We start from the raw sequence: 19687 nt of genomic DNA on the forward strand, positions 1-19687 counted from the left end.
CATGTTCGAGGTCTGGGCGCCGGGGGCGGCGCGGGTCGAGGTCGAGTACGAGGGCGCCCGGCACGCGATGTCGCCGGGCGAGGGCGGCTGGTGGACCGCGCCCGGTGACGAGCACGACCGCGACTACGCCTTCCACGTGGACGGCGAGGGTCCCTTCCCCGACCCCAGGACCCGGCGGCAGCCGTACGGCGTGAACGGCCCGAGCCGGGTCTACCACCAGGACAGGTTCGCCTGGACCGACCAGGACTGGCGCGGCCGGGACCTGCGCGGCGGGGTGATCTACGAGCTGCACGTCGGCACGTTCTCGCCCGAGGGCACCTTCCAGGGGGTGGCCGACCGGCTCGGCCACCTCGTGGACCTCGGCGTCGACTTCGTCGAGCTCATGCCGGTCCCGCCCGTCCCGGGCACCCGCAACTGGGGCTACGACGGCGTGGAGCTGTACGCGGTCTTCGAGGAGTACGGCGGGCCGGACGGGTTGAAGAGCCTGGTGAACGCCTGTCACCGGGCCGGTCTCGGCGTGATCCTCGACGTCGTCTACAACCACCTCGGGCCGTCGGGCAACTACCTGGCCAGGTTCGGGCCGTACTTCCACGACGCGAAGGGGTCCTACTGGGGCGACGCGGTCAACCTGGACGGATACGGCTCGGACGGGGTGCGGCGCTACTTCATCGAGAACGCCCTGCAGTGGCTGCGCGACTACCACGTCGACGGACTGCGCGTCGACGCCGTGCACGCGCTGCACGACAAGCGCGCCGTCCACTTCCTGGAGGAGCTGTCGGTGGAGGTCGACGCGCTGTCCACCGCGGTGGGCCGTCCGCTCACGCTCATCGCCGAGTCGGACCTCAACGACCCCCGCATGGTCACGCCGCGCGAGGCGGGCGGCCTCGGCATGCACGCGAGCTGGAACGACGACGTCCACCATGCCATCCACGCGAACGTCACCGGGGAGACGAACGCCTACTACGGCGACTTCGGCACGCTGTCGTCCCTGGCCAAGGTGCTCACCTCCGGATATTTCCATGACGGCACCTATTCGTCCTTCCGGGGCCGCTCGCACGGCCGTCCGGCCGCCGGGATCCCGGGGCACCGGTTCGTCTGCTGCGCGCAGAACCACGACCAGATCGGCAACCGGCCCGAGGGCGACCGCATGCGGCCCGACCAGCTCCGCCTGGCCTCCGGTCTGCTGCTGACCTCACCGTTCACGCCGATGCTGTTCATGGGCGAGGAGTGGGGCGCCACGACGCCGTTCTACTTCTTCACCGACCACTTCGAGCGGCACCTCGCCGAGGGCGAGGGCGAGCGGCGCAGGAAGGAGTTCGAGGGCTTCGGCTACGACTGGAAGGCCCCCGAGCCGGGCGAGGAGGACACCTTCCTGCGGTCCAAGCTCGACTGGGAGGAGCTGTCGAAGGACGAGCACGCCTCCCTGCTGGGCTGGTACCGCGCCCTGATCGCCCTGCGCAGGTCACATTCCGACCTCACCGACCCCCGGATGGACCGGGTTCGGGTCGACGTGGACGAGGAGCGCCGGGTCGTGGTGATCGAGCGCGGCTCGCTGCGGGTCGCCGCCAACCTCGCCTTCGACCCGGTCTCCGTACGGCTCGCCGCGTCGCGCCTCCTGCTCGCCTCCGACGAGTCGGCCCGCCTGACCGATCACGTCCTCGACCTGCCGGCGCGTTCCCTGGCCGTCGCCGAGATCTGAGAGCCGGGCCGGGGCGGGGATCAGGACGAGCGGGGGCGTCCGCGGACCGGCGACGCCCGTGATCGCCACACCCCGCCCCCGCTCCGGGACACCACCGACCGGTGCGCGTAGACGTCGTCGCAGCCCAGCTCGGCGACGCGCAGATAGCCGTGCCGCGCCAGCAGCTCGTGGATGGGGCGGCGCTGGGGCCCCCAGTTGTGCTCCACCGTCAGCATCCGCAGCAGGTATCGGCCGAAGGGGAACGTGCGGAGGATCGCCAGCTCGGAACCCTCGGTGTCCAGGCTCCAGTAGTCGATCACACGGGGAGCGTCGAACTGCCGCAACAGCGAGCCGACCGTCCGGCACGGCATGACCGTCGCGGGCATCGGCGCGTCGTCCGGCAGGTCCAGGGCCCGGCGCACGTACGGGATCAGCTGCGGGGAGTACTCGCCGGGGATCCCGCCGATGGTGCCCGCCTCCACGAACTCCACCGTGCCGTCGTGGTCGTACAGGCAGCAGTTCACGCAGAGGCAGCGGCGGTTCGCCGTCAGCTCCGCGTAGTAGTGCGGATTGGGCTCGACGCAGATTCCCGTCCAGCCGTATTCCTGCTCCAGCAGCCTGGTGTTGCTGCATCGGACCCCATTCGAGGCGCCCGAATCCAGGAAGTATCCCGCCCGCTTGTGCCCTAGGGCGGCGAGCACGTAGGCGTCCTGGCCATGTTGTGACGTCACCTTGCGACGTCACCTTGCGACGTCAACGTCCCGCTCGCCGCCGGGTCAGCGCGTTGGAGCGCCACGCCGGACGGTAGGGGAGCTGGTTCGGCGTCGCCTGCCGCGACAGGCTGGGGTGGTGGACGTCGTCGGCCCGTTCGCCGTAGAGCATGGTGATGTTCACTCTGCGGTTCTCGTAACCGGGCCGGAAGCGCACCTCGGCGGTCGCGTGGAACAGGTCGGAGTTGAAGATGATCGCCCGGTTGGCGCGGTACGGAATCCGCACCGCCTCAGCCTTCCGCTGGGCCAGGAAGGGCTTGATCAGGTCCTGGCGGCCGTTGTACATGTGGAAGTTCCAGTCGGGCGGCGCGTCGACCCCGTACACGATCAGGCCGCCGCTGCTCTCGTCCAGGTTGGCCTCCGACGGTGTGATCCAGAAGTTCACGTTGACCGCGGCGAAGTCGGCGTGCGTCGTGGTGTCACCGGGCAGGTAGTCCTTGTTCTTGAATCCCCACAGCTGGCGGAGCGGATAGGGGCCGAGCACCTGCGGCAGCGTGCCGCGGAGTTCCTCCGCGACCTGCAGGAGCAGCGGGCAGTTGAAGCCGTCGTGGAAGAACGCCCCGAGCCGGCCGTTCGCGTAGCGGTTGCCGAACCATACCGTCGACCCGAGGCAGAAGCGCCGGACGGCGTCCAGCGCGGCCGGGGAGAGGAAGTCGTCCACGACTACCAGCCCGGCACGACTCGCCAGGTAGCGTTCGGTGACCTCCTGACCGTTCCACGAAGCCGACAGCGCCCGCGGTAGGCGCGGCGCCGGTTGCAGCGTGACGATGCGGTTGAAGACGTCCCCTATCGCCGCCTCCGCCTGCTCGTCGAACGGCACGTGCTGGTCGGGATCGACGCCGGCCTCCAGCAGGCGGTCGGCCGTGTCCGCGTAGGCCTGGACGACCGCCCCGAACTCGCCGCCCAGGATGCCCGACTCCAGCAGGTAGGTGAACTGCTCGATGTCGTGCCGCAACTTGTGGATCGTGATGAAACGGTTGACCGGGCGCGTGGCGCCGTCCGCGCTCTGGACGGGGAACCACCGGCTGCCCCGGCGGATGGAGGCCAGCAGGTGCGCGAACTCGCCCGCGAGCGTGAGATCCGTGGACCGCATCAGTTCGCCGGTCTGTTCGGACAGCCAGCCCAGGTCGTCGTCGGAGAAGTCCGCGCCTGACCACAGCGCGAAGGCCTCGCTCTGGTGGCCGGCTTCCAGCAGCGCCCGGGTCGTCTGTCGCAGGGAGCCGGTGCCGGTGGTGGTCATCCGCCGCCCCCGATCTCGTCGAGCACACCGGAATCGCGGAGTTGAGCGGCGAATTCACGCAGGGTTTCCAGGGTGACCTGCGCCGCGCCCGAGTCGAGGGCGTTGATGTTGAAGTGCCCGAACGTTCCCCCAAAGGTGCCACCGAATGTCCCGCCAAATGTGCCGAACGTTCCCGGGGACGTTCCGCCGAATGTCCCGGGGGACGTGCTCGGCGGCGTCAGCGTGGTGATTTGGGTGATTGACGTGATTTCGGTCGTATGGGTAATTGGGGGAAATGTGTGCTCTTCAGTGCTTCCGAAGGTGAATGTCACATCGGTGCCGGGAATGGTGGCCGGGGGGCCCGTCTCGGTGCCGGTGCCGGTGCCGGTGCCTGTTCCCGTCCCCGTCCCTGTCCCGGTGCCTGTTCCGGTTTCCGTCCCTGGCTCGGTTCCGGTTCCGGTGCTCATCTCCGTTCCAGTGCCGGTGCCGGTGCCCGTTCCGGTGCTCATCTCCGTTCCGGTACCTGTGCCGGTTCCGGTGCTCATCTCCGTTCCGGTACCTGTGCCGGTTCCGGTGCTCATCTCCGTTCCAGTGCCGGTGCCTGTCCCGGTGCTCATCTCTGTGCCGGTTCCGGTGCCGGTGCTCATCTCCGTGCCGGTTCCCGTGTTGGTCTCGGCGGTGATGGTGCCGGTGCCTTCCGCGGTTCCGGTGAGCTGGATTCCGGTCCCGCCCTGGCCGATCCCGACGCCACCGAAGATCAGATCCTTGATCGACCTGTCCAGCGGGAAGATCGGCTGCTGCTCGGTCGCCGCTCGCATCAGGGCGAGCGCCACGTGGTGCGCGTTCGTGTCGACCACCGCCCGGGCGAACTGTGTCGCGAGCTCACCGTCCGACGGCGCGACGCCGTTCCGCTCGCCGCGGTAACGGATGATCCACTGCATCAGCTCGTCGCTGGCCAGCACGGCGTAGACGAACTGGTTGATGACGTCCGCCCGATGCCGATCGAGGGGCGCGCTCTGGACGTACTCCGAATAAATCTGCGCCGGATCGGTCACGAACTGTTCGCGGAACAGATGGTCGCCCGACATCGCGTCGAACAACGCCTGGGTGCGTCGCAGGGCCGACGCGGCTCTGAGAGACGATTGGGGGGAGGTGCCGGATGGCTCGACGTTCATGCGTCATCTCGCATTCCGTGCCCGAAGCTCTGCCGTACTCGGCTGGCCCGGCAATATTCCCAGATTCGCCCCGACCGTGGAACTCCCTTTGCGTATCCGCCGCCGAAATGTCTCCCGGGCGGACCGGCCGATGAATTCCCTCGAAATCGAAACGCGGTCAGGCGGCCTGGGGAACGGGAAGCGAGAAGGTGACGGTGTCGGGGACCGCCGTGTAGAGCCGCCAGCTCAGGCGGTCGCGCCGGGAGGCGACGGTGACGTGCAGGCCGCATCCCGCCAGCCACCCGGCCAGGTCGGCGAAGTAGCCGTCGCCCGACCCGATCACGACCCGCTCGAAGCGCAGGTCGACCCGGTCCGTACGGGCGGCCTCGTCGAGGGCCTGGTCGGCGCCGTCGGGGCCCGAGCGGACCAGCAGCTGCACGCCGCCGAGCGCGAGCCCCATGGCGACCCCGACCGGCACCAGCGCGTTGTGGTTGACCGCCACGATGAACTGGTCGAGCGGCCCGATCGGCACCGCGTGCCGGTAGGCGCCCATCGTCTGCCGCACGTCGTACGTCGTGGGCCGGGGGGACCCGGCGAGGTTCTCGATGTCCAGGAGATGGATCGCGCGTCCGCGGCGCAGCGACCTGAGTCGCGTGATGGGAGAGGTCACGATCCCTGGTCCCTTCTGTGACGGGGCTTGCCGTCCATTGAAGCATGTGTTGACGCCATCAACCAGACTTTGACGCGACGTTGCCTGTGTCTCGGGTGTGGGTTATCGTCCCCTCTGTTCGTAGAACGGGGGGGAAGGACGGTGGACGTGCGCCGAGACGTACACGTCACCGCGGCCGACATCGCCCGCATGGCCGGTGTGGGCCGTGCGGCGGTGAGCAACTGGCGACGCCGCCACGACGACTTCCCCCAGCCCGTGGGCGGCACGTCCACCAGCCCCGCGTTCTCGCTGGCCGAGGTCCGGGACTGGCTGCGCGGGCACGCGGAGGGCAGGGAACTGCCCCCGGACGAGTGGCTCTGGCAGGAACTGCGCACGACGGCCGACGACGACGAACTCGCCGACCTGATCGCCGACCTCGGGGCCTTCCTCGTCTACCTGCAGCACGAGGCGGACGACTGGGAGAGGCTCTCGTCCGGAGACGACGAGACGGTCGCGCGTGAGATCCCGGCCAGGGTCAGGGCCGCCTGCGCCAAGACCATCAGCGACCGGGCGTTCCCGGAGGCGCTCGCGCCGGCCCGGATGCCGCTGGTCAGGTCGATCGCCTCGCTGGCGGCGGAGCGCGGCGCGTCCGCCACCTTCGAGTTCCTGCGCGAGCGGTACTTCGAGGTGCACACCCGGCGCGTCTACTCCACCCCGGTCGAGATCGTTCTGCTCGCGCTCGACCTCGTGGGCGACCGCGTCGGCTCGGTGCTCGATCCGGCCTGTGGTTCCGGGCGCATCCTCGGCCGCGCGCTGGAGCGCTCGCCCGGGGCCCGCCTGTTCGGCCAGGACGTCGACCCGGCGTCGGCCCGGCTCACCGCCGTACGGCTCGCGCTGCGCAGTGACAACGTCCAGATCAGGGCGGGCGACTCCCTGCGCGCGGACGCCTTTCCCGGCGAACTGGTGGACGCGGTGGTGTGCAACCCGCCGTTCAACGACCGCAACTGGGGCTACGAGGAGCTGACCGCCGACCCCCGATGGGAGTACGGCCTGCCGCCGCGCGTGGAACCCGAACTCGCCTGGGTGCAGCACGCGCTCGCCCACCTCGCGCCCGGGGGCGTGGCGGTGCTGCTGATGCCGCCGGCCGTCGCCGCCCGCAGGTCCGGCCGGCGGATCAGGGCCCAGCTTCTGCGGCGCGGCGCGCTGCGCGCGGTCATCGCGCTCCCGCAGGGCGTCGTGCCCAACGTCGCGGTCGGGCTGGCGCTGTGGATCCTCCGCCAGCCCGCGGAGGGCGGCACGCCGAGCCACGTCCTGATGGTCGACACCTCGGGCAGGCAGGACGACTACGCCAGGGTGGCCGTCGAGGCGTGGCGGGAGTTCGGCGAGGGGCGCGAGCTGGACGAGCCGGAGGTGAGCCGGTCGGTCCCGCTCGTCGACCTGCTCGACGAGGACGTGGACCTCACCCCGGCCCGTTATCTGTCCACGGCCGCCGACGACGTGTCACCGGAACGCATCACCGGGGCGCGTGACCGGCTGGGCGGGCTGATCGACCGGGTCTCCGGCCTCATGCCCGGCGCCGGGGGGCGGCCGGCGGAGGACCTCGTGCTGGTCCCGCTGCCCGAGCTGGTGCGGCGGGGCATGCTCGCCCTGGGGCCCGCGGGTGTGCCGGAGGGACCGGAGCCGCCGTACGGGCTGCCCGTCCTCACCGCCGAAGACGTGATGGAGGGCCGTGCGGCCACCGGGGTGCAGCGGGCCATGGAGAAGGCGATCGTCACGCGGCCTGGTGACGTCGTGGTGCCGCAGGTCGTCGCCGCCCCGGTCGCCCGGGTCCTGACGACCGGCGACGCCCTGCTCGGCCCGTACCTCTCCCTGCTGCGGCCGGACCCGGAGGCGCTCGACCCCTACTTCCTCGCCGGGTTCGTGTGCGCGTCCATGAACGTGCGTCATTACAGCACCATGTCCTCCCGCTACCGGGTGGACGTGCGACGCGCGGAGGTGCCGTTGCTGCCGATGGCCGAGCAGCGCCGGTACGGCGAGGCGTTCCGGCGCCTGGCGGACTTCCGCGCGGCCCTGCGCGAGGCCGCGGCGCTCGGCGAGGACCTGGCCCGCCTGGTGGCCGACGGCCTCACCCACGGAGTCGTCCGGCCGGGCGAGCCCGCCCGCCGGCCGTGAGCGGCGAACCTCGTCGCCGCTCCTCCTGTGCCCGCACGATCGAGGGTGACGTCTACGTCCCCGCCCAGTCCCTGGCATCGTCCAGGTCTGAGCTTCCGGCCATGAGGCCAGGGAGCTGGGCGTGGGTCCGAACGTCCGACGCGACAACCGGCTAGAAGATGAGGCCCCGGCTTCCTATCGTCGGCTGCCGGAGCAGTCTGGGCACTGGACCGGCGGCCTGCCTCGACCTGAGTAGATAAGGGCGGCACCGCAGGCGCGGCAAACGCGCTCTCCAACAGCCTGGAGGATTGTGGGCTCGGCCGCTTCTCCCTGAAGTGGGACGAACTCCGGCAAGGGGTGGATGTGGACCCGGCCGGGGGGAATCGCCTCACGGGCGAGATCGACCAGATGGTCGTGATGGGTGAACACGATCATCTGGAATCGATCCGCCATCTCATTCAACACTGCGAGGGCGGCACGAGCTCGCTGGTCGTCGAAGGTCATGAAGATGTCATCGACGGCGAAGGGAAGGGCACGGCCCTCCTCGGCGTACCGCTCCAGGGTGGCGAGCCGCAGAGCCAGGTAGAGCTGATCGGCGGTGGCCTCGCTCAGCTGGCCGATCCGGAGGAGGCCGCGGGCCGTAGAGCGTGCCAGCACTGTGGGGGAGTCGTCCTCAGGGTCGAGTTCCAGCCCGCTGAACCGGCACAACGTCAGCTCCCGGAACAGCCCGCCGGCGCGAGCGAGGACGGGGTCCTGCTGGGCGTTGCGGTACTCCTCCATGTGCCTGCGCAGGATGGTGCGGGCGATCTCCAGGCGGAGGTACTCCTCCGTCTCCTCCACCAGGCTCGCGGCAGCGGTCTCGACTTCCTCAGCGGCCTGGGCGGCGAGTGCGGATCCGTCGAGCCCACGAAGCTCCGCCTTCTTCTCGCCAAGGAGCGTGGACTGCTCGCTCCGCTCCGCCTCCAGGCCGTCGATGCGGCCGTTGAGTTCTGCCAGTTCGGCGGTGAGCTGGTCCGGGTCGGTCTCCTGGGCCTTCGCCATGAGGTCGTGCAGGCTCTCCCCGCCGGCGGCGATGGTGCCGCTCACCTCCGAAAAGGAGCTCTCCAACTCGGTATGGCGGACGCGTCGCCGTACGGCCAGGTCGAGCTCCTCGACGCTCTCCACCCCCGCCTCCGACACCAGTTCGGTCAGTTCCGCCTCCGCCTTCTCCGCAGACCCGCGGTAGCCGTGCGCATCGGCCCGGAGCCGCTCCTGCTCGGTGAGCAGCGACTCCCGCTTCTCCGCGTTCGAGCGGTTCCGCAGGGCATCCGCGTGAAGCCTGTCGGCGAGTAGATAGCGTTCGGCCTCGTCCTCAGGAACCTGATATCCGCAGGCGCCTGCGGTCGTCCGCAGCAGCGTGTGGAACTGCTCGACTCTGGCGGCGGCCTGCGTTGTCTCGCGGTCGGTCTTACTGGCCTCGGCCGTCTTGTCCGCTACCTGCTTGAGCAGTTCCAGGTCGGCAAGGGCGCCGACCGTGTCCCGATCCGCGGGCAGACCGGCCTGCGTGAGCACATGCTGCCAGCCGTTGTCCCATTCGATCAGCTCGCGCTCGTGCTCGGCGACGCGATCGGCGGCTTCGCTTAGCTCGGCGCGCTCTACGGCGACGCGCTCCTCCTGCGCGGCACGATCCTGGATCGCCTTGTCCTGCTCCTTGAGTCGCTGCTGGGCGATTTCCAGCAGATTGGGCAGCTCTGCCAGGACGTTCTCGGCACCGAGGCTCGTCATGGCACCCGATCCTTCGGGGTCACGCAGAACTTCGCGGAGCCGCGCGATGTGCTGGACCGCCTGCGCGTGGAGTACGGCAAGCCGGGCGCCCGCCTCGCCGAGATCGTCGACTGTCTCCCGGAGCCTCCTGGCGTCGTCCAGGATGGTGACAGCGGCATCGGTCCTGGGGATGGGACCGGTGAAGTCCTCCCACAGCCGGGCCCACTCGGCTTCCATACCTTCCGCCTGGCCGGCGAGATCCTCTTGCTCCTTGGTCAGCCCGGCCAACTCCTGCTCGGCCTTCGCGATCTCAAGCTCCAACTGGAGACGGGCATTCACCTTCTGGGCATCGCGGCGCATCTGGTCCGCGATCTGGTCGGCCTGGCTCATGGCCAGCTCGAACTCTCCGGCCACATCCCCATCCGAGCCCTGCTGGTCGCGAATCCTCCGCCACAGGTCGTCCCGGCTCGATCGGGCGGAGACGAGGTCATGTTCGGTGGGCGGGGGATCGTTGCGCAGGAGCGATGCCAGCTCCAGATGCTTGTCCCGCAGTTGCTTTGTGGAGGTCTTAATCTTCTTGGCGATTTCACGCCGGTCACGCTTGAGCTCGTTGCGGGTGTCGGCGTGCGCGTCGACCTGCTCGCGCGAAGGCGTCATGACCGACCCGGCTTCCTCGACCGGGAGAGTCCCAAGCTTCAGGTCCCGCAGGAATTGCCTGGCGCGCTGCTGGTGCCGTTCTTTGTCCGCCTCGGCGGTGGACATGCCGTTGAGCAGATCATGCGGGACGGCGGCGAGGGCGGCGCGCAGAGGTTCGATCTCCTCGGCGGGAGGCAGTTCGATGAGCCTCTTCTCCGCCTGCTCAAGCTTGCGGCGCCTGGCGGCCAGAGCCTGGCGGCTCTGGCCCAGGCTGTTGTCGATCAACATACGCCGATCATGGAGATCCTGAATCCGGGACCGCACGGCCTTCGACACCCGGTACCGTGCCGTGTCGCTGAGGGTGGCGTCGGGGTGTACCTGCTGCAGCAGCCTTTCCGCGTCCTCGCGGAGGCGGGCCGAGTCGCCGCTGGACCTACCAAGGCGGCGACTGGCCTCCTGTACGGCCCTGCGGTCCTGGAATAGGTTTTCGATCGTGTCGGCGTGGGCCAGGAGGTCGTTGTCTACCACAAGCCCCGCCAGCTCCTGCTGGACCTGGTCGAGCTGCCCCTCCGCTCCGGCCAAGCGGCTCGTGGCCTCTCTCAACTCCTGATGGAGAGCGGGCAGGCGCTCGGCTGCCTCGGCCGGGGCGAGAACCCCTTCCGCGCACACGCTTTCCATCTCGTCGAGGAGTTCTCGGCACCGGAGCAGCGCCGGGAGAGTCTGACGGAGCCGGGCGAGGCGGGACTGTCTGCTCCGTGCGCCCATCAGCCCGGCGGCGAGCCGGTCAAGCCGCTCCTGCGCCGCCTCGACCTCCTTCTGCAGCGTGAGGTACTCCTCTGGGCGGAGCGACGCGTTCCGCTTGCGTTCACGTGCGTCCCTCAGAACGTTGAGCTGCGCGTTGATCCGGGGGCGGGAACCGGTGCGCTTGTAGAGCTCCCCGATGCGTGCCTCGATGTCCCGCAGTGCGTTGGTGAGGCTGAGCCCCGATCGGGAGGCGGCCAGAGCCTGACTGAGATCTCCCTTGCCGCTCACCAGCGCCTGACCGCCCTGCCGCAGCTCGGCGCTGTTCAGGGCGAACACGGTGGTGAAGGTGAGCCGCTCGACTCCGCCCAGGGCGGACGTGAGATCCGCTTCGGCGAGAGGGGAACCGTCCGGCTTCTGAAGTGGTGCCCTGCGACTCCTTGTCCGGACCATTTCCAGGGTGCCGCCGGGGTGCCGGAGGAAGGCGCCAAGCCGTAGTTCCGGCTTCGGGTGGACGAAGTCGTACGGTGACTGCTGATCGATGCCGTAGAGGAGCTGGTTGAGGGCGTGCAGCGCGGTGGACTTGCCCGCCTCGTTGGGCCCCGCGATCACATGGACGCCGGGGGCGGAGAGGTCCAGCGTTCTCCCGCTGAAGGGACCGAACGCGGTGAGGTCAAGCCTGTCGATTCTCATCGGCCCTCCCGGCCTTCCACGATCATGGCTTCCAGTAGGCCGACGGCCTCGTCGCCGATCCGGCGGAGCCACTCGGAGTCACTGGGATCTATCCGTCCGAGGCCACGGGCCTCATTGGGAAGCGGACCGCTGAGCAGGGCCGTCCCGGTGATCAGCCGACGGAACGCCGCCTCATCGGCCCGAAGCTCGACGGCGGTGCGGCGCAGATCCGCGAGCACACCGGCCGCTCCTTCATCCGGACTTTCCAGCGGCCGCGTCTCGATCCGCACCTTCTCCACCCACACGTCGCCGAGGTCGTTGGCAAGCGAACGGACCTCGTTGACGAGGCGGTGCTGCTCGCTCCACAGCCGCAGGTGAGCCCCACTCCGGCCGGTGAGGCTGATCCGGACCGCCCGCATCCGTCCGGTCTCCAGGTCTCTGAGCCGTTCGGCCACCAGATCGACCGCCCCGTCGGTATCGGTCGCCGCGCCGACGTCGACTCTGAGGTGTTCCCATCGGGCGACGTCCAGATCGCGGTGCTCGGCCGAAACGACTCGCAGGTTGTCGACAGTGATCAGCGTGCAGCCCTTTGGGCCGGTCTCCCGGGCATGACGGCCCTGGATGTTACCCGGAAAGACGATCCACGGGTCCTGCGACACGACCTCGCGGGTGTGCACATGGCCCAGAGCCCAGTAGTCGTATCCCTTGCCGGCGAGGTGGTCCACGGTGCAGGGGGCGTAGAGGTTGTGCCCCTCCCGGCCGGTGAGCGCGGTGTGCAGCAGACCCACATTGAACAATCCGCCGCAGGGATCCGGGTAGGCGAGTGCGAGGTTGTCGGTGACGTCACGCTGCTTGAAGCTCTGCCCGTGTACCGCCAGGCCCAGGTCCTCGTCCCGCCTCGTCTCGGGTCCCTCGATGTCGAGCATGAAGACGTTGTCGGGCAGGCGCAGACTCCGGGTCATCCTGTTCTGCGCGTCGTGGTTTCCGGAGACCAGGTAGACGCGAATGCCGGCTTCGCGAAGCTTGATCATCTGACGGATGAAGAACAGGCCGGTCTGGTAGTCAGGCCAGTCGCCGTCGTAGATGTCCCCGGCCAGCAGCACCGCGTCGACGGGCTCCGACGTGGCGAGGGCGACGAGGTTCTCGAGCGCCCGCCTGGAGGCCGTGCGCAGCTCCTCCGCCGGGGCGCCTTCGTACGAGGAGAGACCGCGGAGCGGGCTGTCGATGTGAAGATCGGCAGCGTGGAGAAGTTTCACCTAAAGGCTTTCTTTCGGGGGACGTGCACGGTGGCTACTGATAATGGCGTGACGTTGAGTTAAAGGTGGTGCTTATGGCGAAATAGCTAAATCGTTCCAATGGAGGCCGCGCGGTGGCGGCCTGTCTACTCGTCTCCCCGACCAGGGTTCAAAGGCGAAACACGTTTGGATCCGTGGTCAGACGGGCGGTGACAGCTTTGTCGCGACGGTCGTGACCTCCAGGTACAGGGTGCGAAGCTCGGTGAAGGTGGGGGCGAGTTCGTAGGAGTGGTAGTGGCAGGCCGCGCTCAGGGCGCCCCATGCTCCGGCTGCGATCCGTGCGGTGTCGACATCCGTGTAGGCCATCAGGCACAGGAGCTGCGCGCGCATCGTGCAGGTCTCGACGCCAGGAGCGGACCGCTTCCAGAAGCTGGCCAGGGCCTCCTCAAGTGCCAGCCGGATGAGGAATGCCGCCGCCCGCGGCCACAGCCCGGGGACGCCGGGCTTCACGGTGTCGGAACGCCCGCGCAGGAGCAGGTCGGCGTGGTCGAGCAGGTTCATGTCAGAGCTCCTCCTTGATCTTGCGGGTCAGCTTGCCGACCAGCGCGATCGGGTCGTCGCCCGAGCCCCGTAGTACGTTCCGCCCAGCTCCATGGAGGCAGGCCCGGTACACGTCCGCGGCCCAACGCCCGTAACTGCGACTCAGCCAGCCCATGACGTCACCCGACCGGCCGATGTCGCCGAAGAGCGCGAGTGCAGAGATCTGGCTGAGCTTCCGCGCCGAGACGACCTTGCGGTCGATCTCGTCGTAGCCAATCCCTGCGGCACCGAGCCTGCGGCGTGCCAGCCCGAGGAACGCGGCCTCCAGTGCCACCCGGCACAGCCCAGGGACGACGGTGTCGGCCACGTCCTGCGGAACGCCCGGTGTGCGGGCCAGATCACGGGCGTCCCGCAGGGCGCGCGAGACCGGATCGGTGCACTCGACGACGGAGACGATCGAGCCTTCCTTCCGCATCACCTCGAGGATGGTGGCGGGCAGCGCGAGCTGCTTTGCGGCGTTGGGAAGCCGGGTGTCATGGGTGAACACGATGACCTGACGCGTCTGCGCGACCATCGAGAGCGCCTTGGCCAGGCCCTCCACCTTGGCCGGATCCATCGACTGCACCGGGTCGTCGATGACGATGAAGCGGAACGGGCTCTCCGGCGTGGCCGCGCGGGGCAGGAACAGCGACAGCGCCAGCGCGTGCAGCTCGCCTTGGCTCATGACACCGAGACCGGTGGCGGGGGCGTCGTCCACGATGACGTCCAGCTGCAAGCGGCGCATGTTCCCCGTTCCGGTGAGCTGGATGGGCCCGAGGCCGACGTTGCTCTCCTGCCGCAGCACCTGCCAGTAGAGCCCGGCCTCCTGGGCGTGCGGTTCCATCCGGGCGTCGCGAATCTCGTCGTGGACGGCGCGCAGCCACTGGGCCGCCTTCTTCGCGTCGGTCAGGCGGGTGCTGGCCCGCGCGGCGGCTCGCGCGTCGCCGATCCACGAGGCGACGGATACGGCGCACCGCCGCCAGGTCTCATCCAGCCCGGCGAGCCGCTCGCGGGCCTGCGTCGCGGCGTCGTCGCCCGCAAGGCGAAGCCGTTCGGTGCCTTCCTCGAACCGGTCGGCGAGCTCCGCGTCGTCGGTGAGGCCGCGGCATGACAGCAGAGCCTGCCATGCGTCCCCCACCGGCTCGGGCAGCCAGCCCGGCGCGACGCCGAGTAGCCCGAGCAGGGCCTCGCGGGCTGTACGGCGCGCGGCGTGGGCGCGGTCCGCCGCCGCGGCCTCACCCCGCAGCCGGCCGACCTCGCGTCCGGCCTGCTCGGCCCAGACGGAGTCGATCCGGTCCGGGGTGGCGCAGACCGGGCAGGCGCCGTCGAGCGGGTGGCGCCGGTGGTGACTGAGAGCGAGATCGAGGAGGTCCGCGCGGTGCCTGGCGTCCTCGGCCGAGGTGCCGCTCAGCGCGGCCACGGCAGCCGCCGCCCCGCGTAGCCGCTCCGCGGCCTCGTGTACGGCTTCAGCCTTCGGGACGACGAGTTCGGCGATGCGCCGCAGCGCTCCCATATCGCTGTCCGCCTCTGGCTCCCAGCCACTCACCAGGGCTTCGAGCTGATCGAGATCGGGAGCGCGATTGCCGAGCAGCGCGACGGCCTTGGCTGCGCGCGGATCGTTCACCTGCTCCAGCTCGCTGATCAGGCCGGGCAGCAGCGCCGCGGGACGCTTGACCGTCTCGTCGAGTTCCTTGACCAGCCGTTTGATCCGCTCGATAGCGTCGGCGACGGGACCGAGGCCAAGGATCTTCGCGATGTTCTCGTACAGGCCGGTGGGCTTGTCGAGCACCTTGCTCAGCTCGGCGTAGGGCAGGAAGGGGCGGAACAGGGCAAGGGGTCCGGCCAGGCCGGACTCGCCCAACGGTACGGCGGGCTGCCCCGGGCGCGTGATGGTCGAGACAGCCTCGTCCACTTTGGCTCCCGTCCACTCGTGGCGGACGATGCTGGGTTCCCTGTCGCCGTCGAAGAGCAGTTCCAGCTCGATCTCGGCCGATGCGTCCTCGTGGACGTTGCGGAAGGTCTGCCAGACCTGCGACTTGCCGATCCATCGGGAGTTCTCCCCGGTGAGGGCGACCTCGACGGCCTCAGCGAAGCTGGACTTGCCCGAGCCGTTCCGCCCGGTGACCAGCGTGAGCCCAGGGCCCTCCGGGATCTCCAGCCGTGCCGTGCGGCCGATGCCGCGGAAGCCGTGCACGGTCACCGCGTTCAGGTACACCTGCGGGAGCCGGACTTCCAGGCCGTGCTCCTCCGACTCGCCCATGATCTTCTCGACGAGTTCACTGACGGCTGCGGGGAGGTCGGAGCGGGTCAGCCGTGCGTGGACGATCTCGTGGATCGCTCCGGTCCGGAGGTCCGGTGCCGTGCTGGGGGAGGTGGCGGACACGAGGCGACTCCTTGATGGAGGATCCTGTTTCTTCGGGCTCATTAGACCAGAGTGTTAGCAAAGTTAACAATGATTCACGTGTTCGAGTAGCGTTAACAACCCTTATGGGCTAGTTTCTAGCTAACGCCGACTAGAGGGAGGTGGCTCACATGGGGGATCAGGTGACGGTGACCGCTGCCGAGATAGCGCGGCTGACCAAGGTCGAGCGGGCCGCCGTCAGTAATTGGCGGCGCCGGCATGCGGACTTTCCGTCTCCTGTAGGGGGCACAGCGGCCAACCCGCTGTACGCGCTTCAGGAAGTCGAGCGCTGGCTCGCGGCGCGCGGCCGGACGGCTTCGATCGAGCCGCTCGACCGCCTCTGGCAGGAGCTGCGCGTCTACAGCGAAGACGGCTCATTGGCCGAAGCATTGGGCGACGTGGCCTCGTTCCTCTCCTGTGAGGGTCTGTGGGCTGACTGGGCATCCCAGCCGGATGAGGTCATCGCACAGCGACTCCCCGGGGCGGTCGCCCAGAAGTCGCGACTGCCCGGTCAGGTGCCCTTCCCGCAGGGGCTGCGCCCGGCGCAGGTGCCCTTCTGGCGCAGGCTTGCCGACATCGCCGATCAGCATCCGGCCGACGACCTTTTCGAGGAACTGCACAGCCGCTACCTCGACTCGACCTCGCGTACGGCCCCCGCCACCTCTGTCGAGCTGGCGTCCCTGATCGCGACCATGGCTGGGCCGGGCAGCGCGGCCTTCGACCCCGCCTGTGGGTCGGGCAACCTGCTCAGGACACTGACGGCCAAGACAGGCGCATCCCCCGCCGGGCAGGAGATCGATCCGGCTCTTGCTCGGATCGCCGCGTTCCGCCTGAGACGGGGTGATGTCAGAGCCGGTGACTCGCTGCGTGACGACCGGTTCCCCACGGCACCCGGCTATGACCTCGTCGCCTGTGACCCGCCGACCGGGGTCAAGGAGTGGGGCTATGAGGATCTCGGCTACGATCCGCGCTGGGAGTTCGGGCTCCCTCCCCGCGCGGAATCCGAGCTGGCCTGGCTCCAGCACTGCTACGCCCACCTTCGGCCGGGCGGCACCGCGATCATGGTGATGCCGATCGCGGCGGCCTCCCGTAGATCGGGGCGGCGCATCCGGGGCGAGCTGCTACGCAGAGGTGCGCTCCGCGAGGTTGTCGCATTGCCCCCCGGCCTGGCGAGCGGGCACTCTCTCGGGTTGCACCTGTGGATAATCACTCGGCCCCGAACGGACGCTCCGCAATCCCCGATGACGGTGCGCATGATCGACGCTTCGGCTCTCGACCGGGACCGGCTGTGTGGCCTGGCCGACGCGTTCGCTGGCGAGCCCGGCGTGATGGCCGATGTCCCCGTGGTCGACCTGCTCGACGACGAGGTGGACCTCACACCGTCCCGTTATATCCAGCGCCCGGTTCACGCTGTCGCCGACGACCACACCACCGCTCTGGCCGGCCTCGTGCCGCTGCTTCATCGGCTGGTGCGGGAGCCGCCCGTCCGCTACGGCCGCGCCGACCCGCCCGTGCCGCTGCCGACGGTGTCGCTCGCCGACCTGGTGAAGGCGGGAGCCGTAGAGGTGCTGCTCAACCGCGACGCCCCGGGCTCGGGCCTCTGCCCGCGCCCCGGCGACATTCTCGTGCCGGTCCTGGATGCGGCCTCGGCACCCACTGTCCTCACGGAGCCTCTGAATGAACCGCCAACGGACCGCCATCTTCTCCGCTGCGACCCCGACGTGCTCGACCCGTACTTCGTCGCCGGATTCCTGCGCAGCGAGGTCAACGTCCGCCAGGCCGTCACGGGCACCGGCACGTTCCGCTACGACGTGCGGCGAGCGGTCATCCCACGGCTTCCCCTGGAGGAGCAGCGGCGCTATGGTGCCGAGTTTCGCAGGCTCGCCGACTTCGCCAAGCTGCTGCACCGTGCCGCGGCTCTCGGTGATGATGTCGTACGGCTCGCGCATGACGGTCTGACGACCGGAGTATTCGACCCCCTTCCGGAAGGCGAGTGACGTGGAGACCACCCACAGACAGTTGGCGGGCCTCATCTGGAAGGTGGCCGACCTGCTCCGCGGCGACTACAAACAGTCGGAGTACGGCAAAGTGATCCTGCCGTTCACCGTGCTGCGGCGGATGGACTGCGTGATGGCGCCCACCCGTGCGCTGGTGTGGGAGAAGGACAAGGCCTATGACTTCCCCGACAAGGACGAGCTGATCTGCGACCAGATCGGGCTGCGGTTCTTCAACCGGTCGAAGCAGAGCTTCGAGACCATCGGCGCCGCCCCCGCCGACGTGCGGAAGAACCTGCAGGACTACGTCAACGGGTTCTCCTCGGCCGCCCGAGAGATCATCGACAAGTACGACTTCCACCGGCAGATCGTGCGGCTGGACAACGCGGGGCTGCTCTACAAGGTGGTGCAGGCATTCGCCGGCTTCCCCCTCAGCCCGGCGCAGGTCGACAACCACGGTATGGGATACGTCTTCGAGGAGCTCATCCGCAAGTTCGCCGACGCCTCCAATGAGACCGCCGGAGAGCATTTCACGCCACGCGAGGTCATCGAACTGATGGTCAACCTGCTGCTCGCGCCCGACCTGGGCAAGCACGACCCCGGCGACGTCATCAACATCCTCGACCCCGCCTGCGGCACCGGCGGCATGCTCAGTGCGGCCGAGGAGCACATCAGGGCGCAGAGCCGCGCCGGCGTCAACGTCGAGGTGTTCGGACAGGAGCTCAACGAGGAGTCCTACGCGATCTGCCGGTCCGACATGATGATGAAGGACCACGACCCGGCCAACATCCGGCTCGGCAACTCCTTCAGCGACGACAAGCACAAGGGCAGGACCTTCGACTACATGCTCGCCAATCCGCCGTTCGGCGTGGAGTGGAAGAAGGTCGAAGACGCCGTCAAGACCGAGCATGAGGTGCTGAAACACTCCGGCCGGTTCGGCGCGGGGCTGCCCCGCATCAACGATGGGTCGTTCCTCTTCCTCCAGCACATGATCTCCAAGATGCGGCCCGCCTCCAAGGGAGGCACCCGCCTGGCGATCGTCTTCAACGGCTCCCCGCTGTTCACCGGAGGGGCGGGCTCGGGCGAGTCGGAGATCCGCCGCTGGATCCTCGAACGAGACCTGCTGGAGACGATCGTCGCCCTCCCTGACCAGCTCTTCTACAACACCGGCATCTCCACGTACTTCTGGATCCTGTCCAACCGCAAAGACCCTTCCCACAAGGGCAAGGTCGTCCTGCTGGACGCTCGCGACTACTGGGCCAAGATGCGCAAGTCCCTCGGCGAGAAGCGCAAGGAGATCACGGAGGACCAGATCTTCGAGATCACCAAGCTGTACGGCGAAGCTCTCGACGCGGCGGCCGATCCGGAGCACTGGGCCCACGGCAAGGTGAAGGTCTTCGACAACGAGGACTTCGGTTACCAGCGCATCACGATCGACCGGCCGCTCCGCCAGCGGTTCGAGGTGACCGAGGAGACCCTGAAGGCTCTCGCCGAGGCCAAGGCGTTCGCGGCCTACGCGGAGGGGTCGTTGCTGATCGAGGCGTTCAAGCCGTTGATCGGTACGGCCTGGCCGACCCGGGCCGAGGCCCGAGCAACTCTGGCGGCGGCCGCCGCCGAGGGCGGTGTGCTCTGGCCCGGTGTGGCAGCCGACAAGGCCATCTGGAACGCGGTCGCCGTGACCGACCCCGAGGGGGAGGTCCAGACGAAGAAGGGTGCGCCGCTTCCAGACCCGGACCTGCGTGACTACGAGAACGTGCCGTTGAAGGAGGACATCGACGAGTACTTCGCCCGTGAAGTCCTCCCGCACGTCCCCGACGCCTGGATCGCCGAGACGAAGAACCCCAAGACCGGTCTCCTGGAGCGCTTCAAGATCGGTTATGAGATCCCCTTCACCCGGCACTTCTACGTCTACACCCCACCCCGCCCTCTCTCCGAGATCGACGCCGAACTCAAGGAACTTGAGTCTCAGATCCAGTCACTCCTCGGCGAGGCGACCGCATGACTTCCCAGGAGCACTCTTGTAAACGCGATCTAGATCGCTGTATGTCAAATTGCCGAGGATAAT

Annotated in this window: 12 protein-coding genes; 4 read left to right on the plus strand and 8 right to left on the minus strand. The window is 68.8% G+C overall.

Going from position 1 to position 19687, the window contains the following annotated elements:
* Position 1 precedes the first annotated feature (1 nt).
* Positions 2-1699, plus strand: a complete 1698-nt coding sequence (treZ, locus tag HHX40_RS25800; RefSeq protein ID WP_182882672.1) for a malto-oligosyltrehalose trehalohydrolase — start codon at positions 2-4, stop codon at positions 1697-1699.
* A 20-nt stretch (positions 1700-1719) separates the two neighbouring features.
* Here the strand turns inward: treZ and HHX40_RS25805 are convergent, their stop codons facing one another.
* The 4 genes from HHX40_RS25805 to HHX40_RS25820 all read right to left on the minus strand — a co-directional run bounded on the left by HHX40_RS25805 (position 1720) and on the right by HHX40_RS25820 (position 5491).
* Positions 1720-2409 carry an FkbM family methyltransferase gene (locus HHX40_RS25805; RefSeq protein WP_182882673.1) on the minus strand — a complete coding sequence of 230 codons (690 nt, stop codon included), beginning with the start codon at positions 2407-2409 and terminating at the stop codon, positions 1720-1722.
* Positions 2410-2431: 22 nt separating this feature from the next.
* Entirely contained in the window at positions 2432-3688 is a 1257-nt protein-coding gene (locus HHX40_RS25810; protein WP_182882674.1) for a hypothetical protein, read from the minus strand.
* Positions 3685-4842, minus strand: a complete 1158-nt coding sequence (locus HHX40_RS25815) for a hypothetical protein (RefSeq protein WP_182882675.1) — start codon at positions 4840-4842, stop codon at positions 3685-3687. Before HHX40_RS25815 ends, HHX40_RS25810 begins: the two co-directional genes overlap by 4 nt.
* A 157-nt stretch (positions 4843-4999) precedes the next feature.
* Positions 5000-5491, minus strand: a complete 492-nt coding sequence (locus HHX40_RS25820; RefSeq protein ID WP_182882676.1) for a hypothetical protein — start codon at positions 5489-5491, stop codon at positions 5000-5002.
* A 147-nt stretch (positions 5492-5638) separates the two neighbouring features.
* Between HHX40_RS25820 and HHX40_RS25825 the strand changes: the two genes are divergently transcribed.
* Entirely contained in the window at positions 5639-7642 is a 2004-nt protein-coding gene (locus tag HHX40_RS25825) for an N-6 DNA methylase (RefSeq protein WP_310738278.1), read from the plus strand.
* Positions 7643-7816: 174 nt separating this feature from the next.
* On the opposite strand, the gene HHX40_RS25830 is transcribed toward HHX40_RS25825, so the two are convergent.
* The 4 genes from HHX40_RS25830 to HHX40_RS25845 form a co-directional block, all read right to left on the minus strand.
* Positions 7817-11434, minus strand: a complete 3618-nt coding sequence (locus HHX40_RS25830; protein ID WP_182882677.1) for a YhaN family protein — start codon at positions 11432-11434, stop codon at positions 7817-7819.
* Positions 11431-12669 carry a metallophosphoesterase family protein gene (locus HHX40_RS25835; protein ID WP_182882678.1) on the minus strand — a complete coding sequence of 413 codons (1239 nt, stop codon included), beginning with the start codon at positions 12667-12669 and terminating at the stop codon, positions 11431-11433. Before HHX40_RS25835 ends, HHX40_RS25830 begins: the two co-directional genes overlap by 4 nt.
* Before the next feature lie 177 nt (positions 12670-12846).
* Positions 12847-13209 (minus strand): hypothetical protein, encoded by a 363-nt coding sequence (locus tag HHX40_RS25840; protein ID WP_182882679.1) that lies wholly within the window; start codon positions 13207-13209, stop codon positions 12847-12849.
* A 1-nt stretch (position 13210) separates the two neighbouring features.
* Positions 13211-15610: an AAA family ATPase gene (locus HHX40_RS25845; protein ID WP_182882680.1), complete on the minus strand. Its 2400-nt coding sequence runs from the start codon at positions 15608-15610 to the stop codon at positions 13211-13213.
* A gap of 149 nt (positions 15611-15759) precedes the next feature.
* Here HHX40_RS25845 and HHX40_RS25850 point away from each other — a divergent pair, with 149 nt between their 5' ends.
* Together HHX40_RS25850 and HHX40_RS25855 are read left to right on the plus strand one after the other, a co-directional pair.
* On the plus strand, positions 15760-17625 hold the full coding sequence (locus tag HHX40_RS25850) for an N-6 DNA methylase (RefSeq protein ID WP_182882681.1): 1866 nt from the start codon (positions 15760-15762) through the stop codon (positions 17623-17625).
* Between the two features lies 1 nt (position 17626).
* Positions 17627-19624 carry a class I SAM-dependent DNA methyltransferase gene (locus tag HHX40_RS25855; protein WP_310738279.1) on the plus strand — a complete coding sequence of 666 codons (1998 nt, stop codon included), beginning with the start codon at positions 17627-17629 and terminating at the stop codon, positions 19622-19624.
* The last annotated feature ends 63 nt before the right edge of the window (positions 19625-19687 follow it).

The organism is Microbispora sp. H10949 (assembly GCF_014161435.1).
Lineage (GTDB): Bacteria > Actinomycetota > Actinomycetes > Streptosporangiales > Streptosporangiaceae > Microbispora > Microbispora triticiradicis.